The organism is Paenibacillus sp. MER TA 81-3, assembly GCF_023713585.1.
In the GTDB taxonomy this organism is placed as follows: domain Bacteria; phylum Bacillota; class Bacilli; order Paenibacillales; family Paenibacillaceae; genus Paenibacillus_B; species Paenibacillus_B profundus.
The window spans coordinates 18,030-33,276 of the sequence record NZ_JAMAWB010000038.1 but is presented as its reverse complement, the minus strand read 5'-3'; the positions used below and the strand labels follow the sequence as shown (position 1 = coordinate 33,276).

General features: G+C 50.8%; 15 protein-coding genes and 1 riboswitch. Of the genes, 5 read left to right on the top strand and 10 right to left on the bottom strand.

Annotation, left to right across the window (positions count from 1 at the left end; all coding sequences use genetic code 11):
* Positions 1–201: 201 nt before the first annotated feature.
* The 5 genes from M3650_RS30700 to M3650_RS30680 form a co-directional block, all read right to left on the bottom strand.
* Positions 202–2,247 carry a methyl-accepting chemotaxis protein gene (locus tag M3650_RS30700; protein ID WP_251580116.1) on the bottom strand — a complete coding sequence of 682 codons (2,046 nt, stop codon included), beginning with the start codon at positions 2,245–2,247 and terminating at the stop codon, positions 202–204.
* Positions 2,248–2,350: 103 nt separating this feature from the next.
* On the bottom strand, positions 2,351–4,066 hold the full coding sequence (ggt, locus tag M3650_RS30695; RefSeq protein ID WP_251580114.1) for a gamma-glutamyltransferase: 1,716 nt from the start codon (positions 4,064–4,066) through the stop codon (positions 2,351–2,353).
* Between the two features lie 99 nt (positions 4,067–4,165).
* Positions 4,166–4,258, bottom strand: a riboswitch (cyclic di-GMP riboswitch).
* A gap of 639 nt (positions 4,259–4,897) precedes the next feature.
* On the bottom strand, positions 4,898–5,056 hold the full coding sequence (locus tag M3650_RS30690) for a hypothetical protein (RefSeq protein WP_251580113.1): 159 nt from the start codon (positions 5,054–5,056) through the stop codon (positions 4,898–4,900).
* Between the two features lie 501 nt (positions 5,057–5,557).
* Positions 5,558–5,920 (bottom strand): helix-turn-helix domain-containing protein, encoded by a 363-nt coding sequence (locus M3650_RS30685; RefSeq protein ID WP_019422317.1) that lies wholly within the window; start codon positions 5,918–5,920, stop codon positions 5,558–5,560.
* Positions 5,921–6,229: 309 nt separating this feature from the next.
* Positions 6,230–6,637 carry a helix-turn-helix domain-containing protein gene (locus M3650_RS30680; protein WP_251580112.1) on the bottom strand — a complete coding sequence of 136 codons (408 nt, stop codon included), beginning with the start codon at positions 6,635–6,637 and terminating at the stop codon, positions 6,230–6,232.
* Between the two features lie 89 nt (positions 6,638–6,726).
* On the opposite strand from M3650_RS30680, the gene M3650_RS30675 reads away from it, so the two are divergent.
* The 3 genes from M3650_RS30675 (at position 6,727) to M3650_RS30665 (ending at position 8,991) form a co-directional block, all read left to right on the top strand.
* Positions 6,727–7,179, top strand: coding sequence for an arylsulfatase regulator (locus M3650_RS30675; RefSeq protein ID WP_251580111.1), 453 nt, complete (start codon positions 6,727–6,729; stop codon positions 7,177–7,179).
* Between the two features lie 189 nt (positions 7,180–7,368).
* Complete coding sequence (locus tag M3650_RS30670; protein WP_251580110.1) at positions 7,369–8,436, top strand: hypothetical protein; 1,068 nt, start codon at positions 7,369–7,371, stop codon at positions 8,434–8,436.
* Between the two features lie 414 nt (positions 8,437–8,850).
* On the top strand, positions 8,851–8,991 hold the full coding sequence (locus M3650_RS30665; protein WP_251580109.1) for a hypothetical protein: 141 nt from the start codon (positions 8,851–8,853) through the stop codon (positions 8,989–8,991).
* A 91-nt stretch (positions 8,992–9,082) separates the two neighbouring features.
* On the opposite strand, the gene M3650_RS30660 is transcribed toward M3650_RS30665, so the two are convergent.
* The 5 genes from M3650_RS30660 to M3650_RS30640 form a co-directional block, all read right to left on the bottom strand.
* Positions 9,083–10,540 (bottom strand): RtcB family protein, encoded by a 1,458-nt coding sequence (locus M3650_RS30660; RefSeq protein WP_251580108.1) that lies wholly within the window; start codon positions 10,538–10,540, stop codon positions 9,083–9,085.
* Positions 10,541–10,890: 350 nt separating this feature from the next.
* Positions 10,891–12,111: an acyltransferase gene (locus M3650_RS30655; protein ID WP_251580106.1), complete on the bottom strand. Its 1,221-nt coding sequence runs from the start codon at positions 12,109–12,111 to the stop codon at positions 10,891–10,893.
* Positions 12,112–12,212: 101 nt separating this feature from the next.
* Positions 12,213–13,052, bottom strand: coding sequence for an EcsC family protein (locus M3650_RS30650; protein WP_251580104.1), 840 nt, complete (start codon positions 13,050–13,052; stop codon positions 12,213–12,215).
* Between the two features lie 91 nt (positions 13,053–13,143).
* Entirely contained in the window at positions 13,144–13,329 is a 186-nt protein-coding gene (locus M3650_RS30645) for a hypothetical protein (protein WP_251580102.1), read from the bottom strand.
* Positions 13,330–13,346: 17 nt separating this feature from the next.
* Complete coding sequence (locus M3650_RS30640) at positions 13,347–13,640, bottom strand: hypothetical protein (RefSeq protein WP_251580100.1); 294 nt, start codon at positions 13,638–13,640, stop codon at positions 13,347–13,349.
* A gap of 241 nt (positions 13,641–13,881) precedes the next feature.
* Between M3650_RS30640 and M3650_RS30635 the strand changes: the two genes are divergently transcribed.
* Together M3650_RS30635 and M3650_RS30630 are read left to right on the top strand one after the other, a co-directional pair.
* Positions 13,882–14,361: a MarR family winged helix-turn-helix transcriptional regulator gene (locus tag M3650_RS30635; RefSeq protein WP_251580098.1), complete on the top strand. Its 480-nt coding sequence runs from the start codon at positions 13,882–13,884 to the stop codon at positions 14,359–14,361.
* Positions 14,358–15,218 (top strand): MBL fold metallo-hydrolase, encoded by an 861-nt coding sequence (locus tag M3650_RS30630; RefSeq protein WP_251580096.1) that lies wholly within the window; start codon positions 14,358–14,360, stop codon positions 15,216–15,218. The genes M3650_RS30635 and M3650_RS30630 overlap by 4 nt, the downstream gene beginning before the upstream one ends.
* Positions 15,219–15,247 lie beyond the last annotated feature (29 nt).

Sequence of the window (15,247 nt, the reverse complement as noted above, 5' to 3'; positions counted from 1 at the left end):
AATGTGAGTAACTCATGATTGATTCCTCCGTGTAATGGTTGTTGTGGTGACTCCATTTTACACGAATCAATCATGAGCCATTTTTTTATTTAATGGTAACTGTCGCACTTCATATTACAATCCGTCACGAAAAAATAAATGGAGAACAGGAGCCTCGAAGCATTTCGAAGCATCACCGTTCTCCATATCAGACCTTAATCGCTATACCTTAAAGCGCGCCACATGCGCCTGCAGATCTTCCGCCATCTTGGCCAGCGCCGTGGACGAGGAACTGACCTCCTCCATCGCGGCAAGCTGTTCTTCGGTTGCAGCGGACACATTCTGCGTGCCTTCCGCGGATTGCTCAGCGACCGCCGTAATTTGCTGTACCCGGTTGACCGCTTGGTCCGTATCCTGGGACATTTGATGCGCATAGACACTTACGTTCTGAATCTGTTCTGCGACCTGTCGGATCGCCTGCAGAATCTGTTCGAAGTAGTCGCCAGCTTGTTGGACTACGTCGATGCCGACTGTCACTTCCTTCGTTCCCTGCTCCATCGATTGTACGGCTTGATTCGTCTCCGATTGTATCGCATCAATTAAGGTTGCAATTTGCTGCGCATACTGTGCCGTCTGCTCGGACAGATTCTTCACTTCGCCGGCAACGACAGAGAATCCGCGGCCTTGTTCGCCAGCGCGTGCCGCTTCGATCGATGCATTGAGTGCGAGCAGGTTGGTCTGCGAGGCAACGCCGTGAATGACCTGTGCGATGCTGTCGATCTCCGCGGACCGCTGCCCGAGGCGCTTCACGATCTCCGCAAGCTGCAGCACTGTATCATGGATGGCGCCCATCTGCTTCGTCATCGATTCCATCGATTGATGGCCTTCCTGCGCGCTGTCGGAGGCATTCCCCGCTGAATCAGCCACCTGACGGGCATTCAAGGCAATTTGTTGCACGCCAACCGACACATCATGAATGGATTGCACGCTATTTTCTACATTGCGCACTTGTTTCTCCGTGCCATCCGCTACTTCCTGAATCGTAACGGCAATATGCTCGGTCGCCTTGCTCGTATGCTCCGCATTGGCGGAGAGCTCTTCAGCGGACACTGCCACCTGCTGCGCCGTGGCGTTAATATCCACAATAAAGCTGCGTAATTGCCCCACCATCGTGTTGACCGCCTGTGACAACATCCCCACCTCATCCTTGGTACGGACGGATATCGGTTCAACGGTCAATTCGCCAATCGACACCTGCTCCGCTACAACAGCCACTTTAGCAATAGGTCTTGTAATACTGCGGGATAGGATGATTGCGATGAACATGACCAAGATAGTGACGAAGAGCATGATGACCGTAACATTGGTCTTCATCGAAGATACAGCCGAGGTAATGGACGTTTCCGGTATATGCAAATAAAGGCCGTACCCAGTAGCCTGAATCGGGGAGTAGGCTACCACGTAGGATTCACCGTTATCTGTATAATGGTAAGAAGATGCCTCATTCTCCTGCTTCAGCAAAATGCCGCCTAAATCCGAAGCAAGCTCAAGTTCGCTCACTTTTTTTCCGAGCCATTTCTTGTTCGGATGCAGCTGAATCTGCCCCAAATTGTCGACTATGATCGGATAGACCGCTCCGTTATCGATGTACAGATCCTGCAGAAAGCGATCGGCGAACGCCTCGAAGTTAATAAGACCGGTCAGCACTCCGATGACGTTCTCTTGCTTCCCTTTGACCGGCGATGCGACGATAATGGAGCGCTTGCCTGTCGTCTTCGCCAATATAACGTCGGTATAGCTTGATTTGCCTTTCAATCCGTTCTGGAAAAATGGACGCTCAGACAAGTCGATGCCGACACTGTCTGGGAACGTATCCGCAATTACGATGCCGTCTGAACCTATATACGTATTGCCGTCAAACACATTCGCACTCTTCGTAAATTGTTGGATAAACTCAGCCTTCGCCGCTTGGTCAGTTGAACGAATGTCTGTAGTGAGGGACAAAATGTCCATTTGCGACATGCGCTCCGTTAACCATTGATTCATAATAAGCGACGTACTTGTAACTAATTTCACGTATGATTCTGTTTGTTTGTCTACCAACTGCTTCGAACTGAACTGATATAAATACAGGGATGTAAGCAGCAGCGGAATTAATGCGACGATGAGAAACCACGCCGCCAGCTTATTTCCCAGCTTCCCGGTAAACCGTGATAACAACCCGTTTCTAGCCATCGCTTTGTTGAGAAACGGTTCCAACTTTCCCATCGGTTTCATCTCCATTTCCTACCTCTAGCGCCGTCATTGCGTTGCGACGGCAGCAGACTGCCGGTACCTGCCCGGCAGTCTTCCGTCTCACACATCCATTTAATTAATAGCCTAGCGCCGCTCCTTCGCCCCGCGGATCGGCACCGCCGAATTTGACGTTGGTGTCCGGATTAATCAGGATGACACCTGATTGGCCAACCGTATCCGTGTATTCGGCAATCGGCTGCACCGGATGGCCGCGCTTCACGAGTTCATCCCGTACCGCCTGCGGAACGCGTCCTTCCATCTTCAGATCGTTCGACGAGGATCCCCAGTTGCGTCCATGCAGCCATCTCGGCGCTTCGATCGCATCCTGCACTGTAAATCCGAAGTCGACAATTCGCGTAATAAGCGCCGTCTGTGTCTGCGGTTGCCCTTCGCCGCCCTGCGTGCCGTACAGCACATATGGCTTATTTCCTTTTAAGAGCATCGCCGGATTCAACGTATGGAACGTGCGCTTTTTCGGTTCCAGCTTGTTAATATGGTTCGGGTCCAAGGAGAAGAAGCTGCCCCGATTTTGCAAAATAACGCCGGTGTCCTTAGCGACGACGCCTGCACCGTAGTCAAAGTAATGGCTCTGAATCAAAGATACGGCGTTGCCGTCCTTATCCACGAAGCCAAGCCATACCGTATCCCCTTTTGGATCGAGCGGCTTGACGGATTCTGCCGCTTTCTTCATATCAATGCGGGCAGCCATGTCTTGGCCATGCTGCTTAGACAACAGCTGGTCAAGCGGAATATCAACGAAATCAGGGTCAGTCAGCCACTTGTCTCGATCGGCAAATGCCTGCTTGGTAGCCTCCACGATAACATGGTAATAATCGGCCGTGCCTTCCCCCATACTCTTCACATCAAAGTTGTTCAAAATGTTGAGGATAGACAATGACGCCATGCCCTGCGAGTTCGGCGGAACGTTGTACGCTGTATATCCGCGGTAATCGACAGAAATCGGCTTCACCCAATCCGCTTTGTGCTCGGCAAAATCCTTCTTCGTCAGCACTCCGCCATTTTCCTGAATGTCCTTGACGATTTTATCGGCGATTTCACCTTTATAGAAGGCGTCTGCCCCTTTGTTCGCAATTGTCTGCAATGTCTTGGCCAAGTCCTTCTGCACCATGACTTCACCTGGTTTATAAGCTTCCCCGTTCGGCTTCAGGAAGGTGTCACGGAAGCTTTCGAAGCGCTGCAGGTTTTTCAATTCCTTGTCGCTTGTATCTAGATTCAGCTTCGTCCAGTACTCCTGATTCGGCGTTACCGGGTAGCCATTTTCCGCATATCCAATGGCCCGTTCCAGCACTTTGTCCCATGGCAAATGGCGGTCCATCGATTTTTTAGCATATTCATAAGCTTCTCCCCAGCCAGATACCGCCCCCGGCACAGTGTTGGCCGCAAGATATCCGCGCGATGGGATTTTGTCATACCCTTTATTTTTATAAAAATCGATGGTGACGTTCTCTCCCGATCGCCCGCTCGCGTTCAGCGCCTTGACTTCTTTCGTCTTGGCGTTGTAGATCAGCCAGAAGCTGTCTCCGCCAATGCTCGTATAGTGCGGGTAGACGACGGCGAGCGTGGATGCGGCCGCAATGGCGGCTTCCACGGCGTTGCCCCCATCCTCAAGCGCTTGCAGAGCCGCCGCGGATGCCAAATAGTGAGGCGTAGTTACCATTCCGTTCTGAGCCATCGTCGTCGGACGGTTGGCTGCACCGGCTGCTGAGAAGGAAGTCACAAAAAGCAGACAAGACATTAGCAACATAGACCACTTTTTAAAAGTAAACCGCATGATTACGTCATTCTCCTTCCATCGTGTGCATATTGTAGAATCAAGAAAATAAAAAAAGGCGCCCCCATTGTCACCTTCTTCATCATAAGAATCAGGATGGCAGGCAACAGGCTGGCATCGTCTGCCGGAAGGAAGACATTAGCCCCTGTAGCTTTGCGGCACATTCTCTCGAACGGTGTGCCTTTTTCTGTTATTACATGCTTATTTTTTCATATATTCATATACATAATTGAAAATTATCTTCTTCTTCGAAACCTATCACTCAGAAGCGGCCGCTCCTTCACTATCATTTATCGGTTATTGCAGTGAAATTATGTATATTGCATGCCTCACATTTCCAAGATTGTCATATATCACGAGTTGTGATCAGTAACGAAATGTTCCGTTCGTGCAGTGGCATCAGACGACAGTGATTCGCTTCAACCGCTCCTTTGCTTCATTCTCCCCTTCCATCAGGAGGAAGCGGCTCCTTTTATGCGGTCGGCTCACTCTCCTCATTGGCTTACGTCATGCCGTTCGCGCAAGATATGACCGTCTGTCTTTTCCGTAACATATCCCTCCTGTGTCATGTCATTTGTGTATGATATTACGTGTACCTTTTCCTCGACGTTATCACTCCTGATTATATGGGAGAGTGCACATAAGGGCAGGGTAAGGACAGGGCTCATAAGCCTTCTCACCGAGTACCGCTTCACAGTACTGCCTCAAGCCTTTTGCAAGAGCCCCAAAGTCCAATTGAGCACAATAAATCAATATGTCCAAGTCGTGCACAACAACACTAATTCCTTGCAATACACTCAGTCGTGCACAACATATCTGCAATACGTCGAATCACGTGCATTTCACGAGTGCAACGGAACCATAGGGGTTCAGACTCGCTCCAGCTGCCACAACGAGCGCTTCGGGACCGCGCGCGTTGCCAAGCTTTGGGCAGTGTAGCAGCCGAGCGCTGCTTATCGGTGACCAAGCGTATTGAAGCAGCACTGCCATTGGAAAACATCCAATGGAAATTCACATGTTAAGCGGAAATGGTGCAATCCACTGGAAAACCTCCAATGAAATCAGTCCTAGTCCGGTGAAGCAGCCGAATATTAGGTCATTTGACTGTACAGTATCCAATGGAAGTTTCCTTTCTCCACACAACCTCATCAATCTATTGGACGAAATCCAACAGACAGAAGCACAGCAGCTCAAAACGCACAAAAGCAAGAAGCATTAATCTACATATGAGCATCGATGTTATCCCTCCTGATTGTATGGGAGGGTGCACATACGGACAGGGCATATAAGCCTATCACCGAGTGCCGCACATACAGTGGATCCAGTACAGTTGCAGGCCATTTTCTGGACCTGGTCGCTGGAAACTCAGCAGATACAATAGAAGCCGCAGAACATCACAGTCATGATTAAAAAGGAAGAAAAGCTGTCATCTGAATGAAGGGGAAAGTGAGACGATACAAAAAAGAGGCCTTGCGGGCCCCTTACTCCATTTTATGTATTCATTCTGCGGTCAAATGTCGCGAGCATATCTGTGGCAATGCGATGGACAAGCTTCACGTCGTCCGGTTCCCTGCCCTTAAGCAGCTTCACATGCAGCTCAAGTGTACCGGCGATACCGAGACGTTCGGCGTCTACGTTGGCTGTATCGAACGCGAAGAAATCCTCAATACTTACGTCAAGCGCCCGAATCATCCGCTCTAGTGAATTCAACGAAATATTAATGCTGCCGCGCTCGGCACCTCCGATGTACGAAGCCTTCATTTCACATTTGTCTCCGAGCTCCGCTTGGGTATATCCTTTGAACTTGCGCAGCTGTCGAATCCGATCTCCTAAAAATATTTTCAAGTCCGCCATTCCGTTCACCTCATCCTAAGCATATAAGAAAGCTATCGCGATCAAAATACCATTATGAATGCCATTATTGTTTTTATTATATATAAATGTTATTATGTCAATATAGAAGTAATATATGTCTTCGAGGTATTCATACCCTCGATGGTATCCTTCCTGGCTGTATGGGAGAGTACACATAAGGTCGCGACACGGAAGCCTTATCACCGAGCGCTGAACTTGGCCCTCCCGCGACTGGACTCTCACCGGCAAGAAGATGCGTGCTTCTGGGCACGCCAATCCAAAAAAAAGAGGCTTTGCAGGCCCCTTCAATTATGTATTCATTCTGCGGTCAAACGTCTCTAACATATCTTTGGCAATGCGATGGACAAGCTTCACGTCGTCTGGCTCCCTGCCCTTAAGCAGCTTCACATGCAGCTCAAGTGTGCCGGCGATACCGAGGCGTTCGGCGTTTACGTTGGCTGTATCGAACTGGAAGAATTCCTCAATGTTTACGTCAAGCGCCCGAATTATCCGCTCTAGCGAATCCAGTGAAATATTAATGCTGCCGCGCTCGGCACCTCCGATGTATGATGCTTTCATTCCGCATTTGTCCCCGAGATCCGCTTGGGTATATCCTTTCAGCTTGCGCAGCTGTCGAATCCGATCTCCTAAAAATATTTTCAAGTCCGCCATTCCGTTCACCTCATCCTTAGCATATAAGAAAGCTATGGCGATCAAAACACCATTATGAATGCTATTGTTGTTTTTAGTATATATAAATGTTATTATGACGTTATAGAAGTAATATATGTCTTCGAGGTGATCGTGTGATACCTAGAATCCACAACGTTCAGGACGTCGTGTTGTGTAATGAACGGGATGAACACCTATGGTACCAATTTAAGGCGATGTACATGCTTGGGAATGAACAAATCGTTGTGCTTCATAAAGGGGACTTCAACTACGGATTCGAAATTATGGACCAAGACAAGAGCAGTTATCTTCAACAGCTGTCATATCATCGAATCAGCATATTAAAAAAGAAGTATCCCACCGTGTTTCACGACCTCCAAGAATCGACCATCACACACACGGCTCCGCTAAGGCTGATTGCCTTTACGTACAACGAATTCAAGACAAAGAGCAATTATCGCATATGCATTTCATTCGCATCGGACGAGCACCCGCTCGATGCGTACTCCTTTTTCCTGCAAACGGGTGCGGATTATGTGCATTTCCTGAAAGAACCTAAGCCTCCAGATGAACAAAATGACGACTAACCGACGCACCAAGATATAGACCCGCCCTTTCCTAAGGTGTGCGGTCTATTTCATTTGTTCTGCTATGCTGTGCATCAATTATACAACCGCAAGAGAAGAAAAATAGATTTATCGTCTTGTCTCACCCACATGGCTCATACAATGATCTTGTACACCTGCGCCTTCATTTATTTCAAAGGAGGGATATTCATGTCTTGTACACAGCCTGACAAACAAAAAGTCGAATTAAGCGCCGTACCGGTACCATCAGATATTTCAGGAGCGCGAGGAAGTGGCAGAAGACGGTTGTTTATTAGCGATAATCCCGAATCGATTAATGACAGCGTGCCGTTCGTCAACCATATGGCCACGGTATGGCATGATACGGTAAAGGATAGCAACAGCGTATCGTACCGCGTGTTTCTGTGGCATTATAATCGGTTGGACATTCCCGTGCGGGCGGCGGTCACGGTCAGCAATGATGGCGTTGCAGATAGTACTAATATGATTCAAATTTCCAAAGTAAGTGTACAGGAAGTGTTGCATACAGAAAATTTTCTTGCAGCAGGATTGTGCATGGCCAAAGCCCTCATAGGCGGGACATGGAATATTCGCCCTCCCGTGGACAAGTCAGTTCAAGGCGGAGACATTGGCATCGTATACGAAATGCAAATGAATCCCAATACATTAAGCGGTGCTGTTGTGGAGTTTACAGTGAAACAGAAGAAGAAAAGGAAGAGAGCGTTGCAGTTTATGGTACGTTCGGTATTGGCCAACCATGATTGTGCAGAGCTCAGAACGCACCGGGAGCCGCCTGTAACGCCGAATTCTCCCCACCCGCGAGGCTCTTGGGATTTTGCGGACATTCGGGGCAACTCGATTTCCTTTGATGTAAGGCAAGGGGAGCAGAGCGTGAGCATCATGGGCAAAGGGAATGACTTTCTGTACAAAGCAGCCTTAAGCTATGACCCGGAACACGCCTTTGATAATAAAGGACAATATGGCTCCAAATATAAAGTATCGGTCCGTCTTATCAACCGCACGTATAAAGCGAAGCAAGTGGCTGTTTATCTTAATCCGCGCGGCGGAGCATTTGCAGGGGCCGTCAAAATAAAGGGCGTCACGTACGGGGTGCCGATCGTCAAAGCGCCGAATGAAGCTTGTGAACTCATGAATGTAACGGTAAGGGCTCATAGTGTACTCAATATCCCACTAGAGATTGCCATTGCCGGCGCGGCCTCCTCTCCAATCGCTATCTTGTGCAGAACCTTGAACTAGGAGGCAGTGCAGGGCTAGCGGCAGGTGGTGGTAGGTTATAGGTTATAGGAGTGGCGATAGCAGGCGCTGGGGCAGCGGTCCTTGCGACTGAATCCAATCAAGGAATCCAGCAGTTTTTATGGCTCTTAACGAGTACTTACTATTAGCATGCTGTCTCTGCTCATTTGTACAGTAATGCCTTTGCACATTTAACTTACTATGCTCACATCCATTGGATTTCGTACAGTAGATTGTTGAAGATGAGCGCCGAGAGGGTGCTTCCATTGGAAATGGTACAGTCAAATGGCCTCAAGTACGGCTCTATCACTGAAATAGGGGGATTTGATTGGAGATTTTCCAGTAGAATGAACCATTGCCACTTGAAATGGGAACTTCTATTGGATCTTTTCCAATGAACGAGCCGATTCTCAGCGCATGCCATGCTACGCCCGGCTATCCGTTCATAGTGCGCGCAGGCCTTCCATAGCGCACAATGCGGCTCAAGCGGCGCGGCTAGCGCAGGTTGCCAATGCCGCAATAGCGCACGGCGGCCTTGCGCACAGCGCGTGCCAATAAGACGCGCTACACAACGGTGATAGACCACATCCCATAGCGGAATGCGGTCTATCTGGTTCAGAGCGGGCGCAGCGAACGCGCTGCCCGCATGCTACCCGCCTTTGACCGTAGCCAAAGGCTTGCATCTCGCCACTACGCCGGCAAGTCCGGCCCCAACGACGCTCTCTATAATTTGCTCCACATCCTTGTAGGCTTGCGGCGATTCGTCGATAATCGATTCCAGCGTGCGCTGGTTCACGACCACCTCGTCCTCCGTGCCAACCCGCAGCGAAGCCGCGAACTCGTCGACCGTCACCAGCTGCTTCGTGGCGCTGCGAGACCGGACGCGCCCCGCCCCATGACAGATGGAATAATAGTTCGCCGCCCCTGCCTCACGGCCAACCATGAGATAGGACGCGCTGCCCATCGAGCCCGGGATGAGCGCCGGATGTCCAGTTGCCGCATACGGCTTCGGATTGTCCGGGTGCTGCGGCGGCAACGCGCGGGTCGCCCCCTTGCGGTGTACGAACATGCGGCGTCCGTCATGGCTTTCTTCCCACGCATAGTTGTGCATTAAATCGTACAGCGTGCTCATCTCCACCTTCGTGCCGAACACGTCGCGGAACGCCTCGCGGATGCCATAAGCCATCAGATGCCGATTCACCACGGCATAGTTGAGCGCTGAATACATCAGATGAACATAGCGCTCTGCCACGGGTTCGGCAAGCGGCGCGAACACGAGCTTCGGATCGGCCGTGCCGCTGCCGATCGAGCGCATCCACTGCGCCATTTCTTTGCTGCAGAGTTGACTGACGGCGCCACCCCAAGCGCGGGAGCCGGAATGGATCATGACGATGACTTGGCCATCGAACAATCCCCAAGCTTCCGCGACCTCCCGGTTCGACTCGTCGATTTCCACGGCTTGGATTTCTGCAAAGTGGTTGCCGCTGCCAAGAGTTCCGAGCTGACGGTGGGAGCGGTGCCACGCCGCTGCCGGCATCGCGTCCAGCACGTCCTCGTCGAACGCGAACTTGCTGTGCTCCACATGAGTTAAGGACGTCGCCTTCTTCGGCGTATAGGCATCTGGCACATATTTCTTCGGCAAGCCATGGAGCCCTTTCACCAACACATGCTCCAAGCGGATGTCAGAGAAATGACCACGCGCATGGGAATCGATGGGGATCATCTTTTCTATCGCCTTCACGAGCTTGCGCCGCAGCTTCACATCCTGCAATGCGTCGCGGTGCAAATTCGTGAGATGGACCCGCATGCCGCAACCGATATCGCTCCCGACGATGGAGGGAGATACGTAACCGTTGCTCGCGTTCCAGACCGCCGTTGTGCCGATGCACGTTCCGACACCGACATGAACGTCCGGGGTATAGCTCATATAGACCCGGTTCGGAATTTGCAAATTGTTGTTGGCCATTCCAAATACTTTGGCCCCCAAATCATGGTAGAGGGCATTATTGGCATAGACGTGCAGCGTCCCGGCAGGCAGCTCCATTGTGCGATAATAGCACTCCTGCTCCTGCTCCTGCCCATTATATAAAGAATCATTTGTATACATATATTTTAAAGTTCCTTTCCAGTTTCCGTTCTGCTCTGTTCCAAAAATCACAAAAAAAGACCGCAGACTCTCGTCCTGCGGCCATCCGAACATACAAAAAAGCCACAGACTTCATCGTCCATGGCCAAGCAACCGATATTAGCCTCCCCCGAGGGGGATCGCTCGATTATCTTGTTCTCACTCCGTAGAGGCCGACGAGAGACCGTTCACTATCATTATGCAGTTGCACTGTCACATATTGATTCCATGTCATCTTCATCAACCTCCTTTTTCCAAAATGTATACTCATCATAAAATGGTAAACCCGTAAATGTCAACCCTTATTTTAGCAGAAAAGAAAAGATGCGGCGCTAGGAGTAAGAAGAACTCGCTTCTCCTCGCCGGCTTCTGGCCACCTCTGCTGAGCTTGTCTTCCTGCGCTTCGCCCCGATGAACAAGCTTGCGAATGGCGAGTGCTGCAGCCATCTGGCGATAAAAAGCGATGCCCCTGCAACCACTACAAACGTCAATACAGTAGCGATCAGGTGAAAGCCTTCCAGCGATAGCTGGCGGGTAAATCGGGACACCAGCGCCAGCACGAGCGCATGCACCAAATATCCGCCGAACGAATACGTTCCGGCCATCCGCAAGAACAGCTGCATCAATCCGCCTCGCTTCTGGATATGCAGCGCAATCGCGTAAATGAGCAGCATCTGCACTACGATGAGCACGAAGACAGTCGGCTTCAAATACGTCGAGATATTCAAGTTAATTGGCGTGATCCCTGCGGACAGCAGATCATAACCGATGAAGATGTAGCACGCGATAAAAATAAATAAGTTCCAGGAAGCAGCCTGCTGCACCCACTGCCGCCACCGCTGCAGATGAAGCGCGCACACAATGCCAAGCGCAATGTAGAAAAAGTAAAATATGACGATCATCGTCCGGTGCCCGGCAAGCACTTGTCCAATTCCGCCGACCGATTCCGCCCACCCCGCGGCCTTATAGTATGACCAATACATGAGACCTGCATAAGCCGCTCCGAGCACGAGCAGTATCCCCGTCACATGGCGTACGGATATGACTCCGAACCAAGTGAATAGCCGCTTCCGCACAGCCTGCACGAACCGTGCCAGCCACGGGTAGAGGAGGTACAGCTGAAAGATCATCGGGATGAACCATAATTGATATCCGTAAGTCGGCGTGAGAAACTGCTGGCTCAGCAGCACCCAGCCTTCCTTCGTCAGCAGTTGCCCTTGCAGCGTGAATACGCCGTATATCAAGGTCCACAGCGCGAAAGGCACGAGCACGGACTGCGCGCGCCGCTTGATGAACCGACCGTAATCAAGAGAAGCATCGTAATTATAGAACAAGATGACGGTCGACAAGAAGACGAAAGTCAACGTTCCGTATCGCGTAAAGTGATACAGCATCCCCAACATGACAGCATCCCCAGGCAAAATATCCGCACGATAGATGTACTCGCCAATGCTATGCTGCAGAACGATAGCAAAAAAGGCGAGCGCACGCATAATCGTAATCTCTTCAATTCGTTCTTTTTCACCTGATTGGATAGGTGGTTTTGTGGTCATTGCCCCAATCCTCTCGTTTTCATAGTTTGAAGGTAAGGAACCATTATAAACCATTAACCTGAAAAAGAGATGAAAAAGAGATGTAAATATTTACAAAAACATTAGAGACCTGAATCCAATTCCCGCAACCGCGCCTTAACCGCCCGCTTGCGGTACATGTTCTGTGCAGTCTCAGCCATATCGTGAATCATGGAGCGGTTCATGAAGGAGCCGAGCACCATGCCGAGCACGGGAATCGACTGAAACAGCTTCTTCCACCCGAAGCTATCGGTGAACGAGGCCATCGTCTCCCGCCAGCCCTGCACTTCAGAGATGGCATCACGAGCACGGTCCGGATTATCATAATCGGCCAAGTCCTTCAAGATGGCCCGCTTTCCGACGACGTCCGACGTAGCCAACTGCATGCACTTGACGATAAAGACGCGCTCCCTCACATCGTTCGGATGATAGCCGTAGCAAATCGCCGTCTCCTGCAGCACCTTCAGCCCCAACCCAAGCACGGCGGGAATATCGATGGCAAGCGTAAAGATGCCGCCGAACCCGGTCGTCGCCCCTTGAGCGAACGCCATCGTCTTGTTCGCCTCCCGCACCTGTTCCGCCACACGATCGCACACGGCGAGCGGCATGGCCTCCACAAGCGCGATGTCTGGCTCCGCATACTGCCCCGCCGTTGCCGGATCAGCTTCTTGCCAATTCGCATGCAGCTTCTTGAGCACACTCTTCTCCTGCACCAAGTAATTGCCGCCGGTATGCAAATAGCTGCCCAATTCATCCAGCAGCTCGGCAATCTTCTGCTGCAGCCCTTTCGGCGTAAATCGATCCAGCAGCGTGAACGGCATCCGCCCGATTTTTTCCAAAATCGACAAATCGCGCTGTTCCTGTTCCCACGTTTCTATTTCTTTTAGCGCTTGCTCCAGCTCTGCTCGTTGTTCCTGCATCATCCTTCGCTCCAACCTCCACGATGTGCGCATACATACCCATAAGTTTCATTAAACAGTTGTACGCTGCATGAAGAATACCGTTTCGGCTGTTTTACACGGGCTCGCCGTAAATCAATTCCTTCAACGACTGGGCCTCTGCCTTTTCCCGATCATCCAGCAAACCATCGAACTCATATACGTACGTGCCGTTGTCCGCAATTTTCAAAATAGCCGCCTTCTGCTTCACGAAGTGCTCCAACAAGCTGCTCGCCTTCTGCACGCTTATGCGGGTATGCATGGCTAGCTCGGCAGGGGTCAGGCGCCCTCCGTGACTCGCCGCCAAGACGAGCGTGCGCTTTCCAACTCCTCTTGCTTGCGCCGTCTCCGCTTCATGACCGAAGCGAAGCACATCCAGCCGCCAAGCAATGCGGGCATAACGCCGACCAACAGCACCAGAGCCAGCTGGGCGCCAGCCGACATTTCCGAATCCGTTCCAATGATGGAGCCTGTAACAATCATCAATCCGAATACCATGATGATAATGCCTGCGAACATTAACACGTGCTCTTTTATAATCCGTCCATATTGGGGCGGCGAATTCTCCACCATACGACTAACCCTCTCCAGTTGAAAATATTGTGACGATTATGTACGTTCACTTATCCAATAGATAAGGATTTGATGGGAAAATCCATACATTGCTGCGCCGCATGATACCGCTCCATGTTATGTCTCCGACCCCTGTGATCGCAATTGACAGTTCAAGAAATCCGGTTTATATTAAAACTTAATTAAGTTAAGTTAACTAAACAAAATTTGTTGCAACGAGGTGGAAGGAGGTTGTTCGTCCATGTATGACGAGTATCGCCGCGTCATGGATCGGATCAATGAGCAATTCGAACGGTTCAAAACGATCATTACGTCTGGCTCACCTGAAGTGGAACGGTTGAATGACTTCAAATTGACGCCGCAGCAAGAGCTCATTATGTTCCACATCATTCGGTCTCAGCCTATTACCGCACACATGATCGCAGCTTACATGAACGTGACGAAGAGCGCCGTCAGCCAGACGATGGCGAAGCTGGAGAACCGGGATATGATTGTCCGCGATCCCAATCCGCGCAACCGAAGGGAAGCGCTCATCCGTCTCGGCAAGCGCGGCGAGGAATATCGGGCAGTGCTGGAAGACATTGACCAGATGCTGGTCCGCAAATATTATTCCAAGGTCGAGCTGAGGGAATTGCAGCAAGTGCTTGACACCCTTACGAAGCTGAATGGCATCCTCAACGATGAATCTGGCAAAACACGGTCTAAGGAGGAAGACAAATGAAGCATGAACGAATTTTGAAACAATTAACGGATGATATCGTGTTCTTGCCTCCAGAGGAGGAGACCGATCGTCCAATTATCGCGGCGATACGCGGTACAGAGCGGACGCTTGTCGTAGATGCAGGGAATTCGCCCGCCCACGCTGCTCTTTTCCTTTCTCTGTTGGCTGAACGTCAATGGCCGCAACCGTATGCAGCCGTACTTACCCATTGGCATTGGGATCATATTTTCGGAAGCCACCGCATGGGTATCCCTCTCATCGCCCACGAGGCGACGAAGCAGGCGATTGAGCAGCTCGTGCCGCTGTCTTGGACCGACGACGCTTTGGATGAAAGAGTGCGCAATGGAACGGAAATTCCTTTTTGCGCAGATATGATAAAAAAAGAGCTCGGCCCCAATCGCGACGTTGCGATCGAGGTCCCTGCGATGACGTTCCAAGATTCGTTGGAGCTTGATTTGGGCGGCTTGCATTGCAGCATCGAGCACGTCGGCGGCGATCACGCCCATGACTCCTCCATCATTTATGTCCAAGAAGAGCGCGTCCTGCTGCTTGGAGATTGCCTGTATCAGGACTTGTACAGCAATCCGGTTCAGTATACCGTCCCCGGCACCCGCGCGCTGCTGGCACGGATACAGAAATATGATGCCGACATCTATGTCCTGTCGCACGAGCTGCCGCTGTCCAAGGCCGAATTCCAACAATTTGCCGGACAACTGCAGCTGCTCTGTGATCTGACGGAACAACATGATGGCAATAAAGATGCCGTAACTGCATCGATTACGCAGCTGTTGGGCCGAGAGCCCGAAGAATTCGAACAAACGGCGGTTGAATGGTTTGCCAACGGTTATCGAAAATAACGCCTATTCCTAATTGCTGTCGATTCCGC

Excerpts from the sequence above, each read along its gene's own strand:
- ggt (WP_251580114.1), bottom strand. The coding sequence starts at position 4,066 with ATGCGGTTTACTTTTAAAAAGTGGTCTATGTTGCTAATGTCTTGTCTG.
- M3650_RS30635 (WP_251580098.1), top strand. The coding sequence starts at position 13,882 with ATGTATGACGAGTATCGCCGCGTCATGGATCGGATCAATGAGCAATTC.
- M3650_RS30700 (WP_251580116.1), bottom strand. The coding sequence starts at position 2,247 with ATGGGAAAGTTGGAACCGTTTCTCAACAAAGCGATGGCTAGAAACGGG.
- M3650_RS30670 (WP_251580110.1), top strand. The coding sequence starts at position 7,369 with ATGTCTTGTACACAGCCTGACAAACAAAAAGTCGAATTAAGCGCCGTA.
- M3650_RS30685 (WP_019422317.1), bottom strand. The coding sequence starts at position 5,920 with ATGGCGGACTTGAAAATATTTTTAGGAGATCGGATTCGACAGCTGCGC.
- M3650_RS30660 (WP_251580108.1), bottom strand. The coding sequence starts at position 10,540 with ATGTATACAAATGATTCTTTATATAATGGGCAGGAGCAGGAGCAGGAG.
- M3650_RS30655 (WP_251580106.1), bottom strand. The coding sequence starts at position 12,111 with ATGACCACAAAACCACCTATCCAATCAGGTGAAAAAGAACGAATTGAA.
- M3650_RS30665 (WP_251580109.1), top strand. The coding sequence starts at position 8,851 with ATGCCATGCTACGCCCGGCTATCCGTTCATAGTGCGCGCAGGCCTTCC.
- M3650_RS30650 (WP_251580104.1), bottom strand. The coding sequence starts at position 13,052 with ATGATGCAGGAACAACGAGCAGAGCTGGAGCAAGCGCTAAAAGAAATA.
- M3650_RS30640 (WP_251580100.1), bottom strand. The coding sequence starts at position 13,640 with ATGGTGGAGAATTCGCCGCCCCAATATGGACGGATTATAAAAGAGCAC.
- M3650_RS30645 (WP_251580102.1), bottom strand. The coding sequence starts at position 13,329 with ATGCATACCCGCATAAGCGTGCAGAAGGCGAGCAGCTTGTTGGAGCAC.
- M3650_RS30630 (WP_251580096.1), top strand. The coding sequence starts at position 14,358 with ATGAAGCATGAACGAATTTTGAAACAATTAACGGATGATATCGTGTTC.
- M3650_RS30690 (WP_251580113.1), bottom strand. The coding sequence starts at position 5,056 with ATGGCAGTGCTGCTTCAATACGCTTGGTCACCGATAAGCAGCGCTCGG.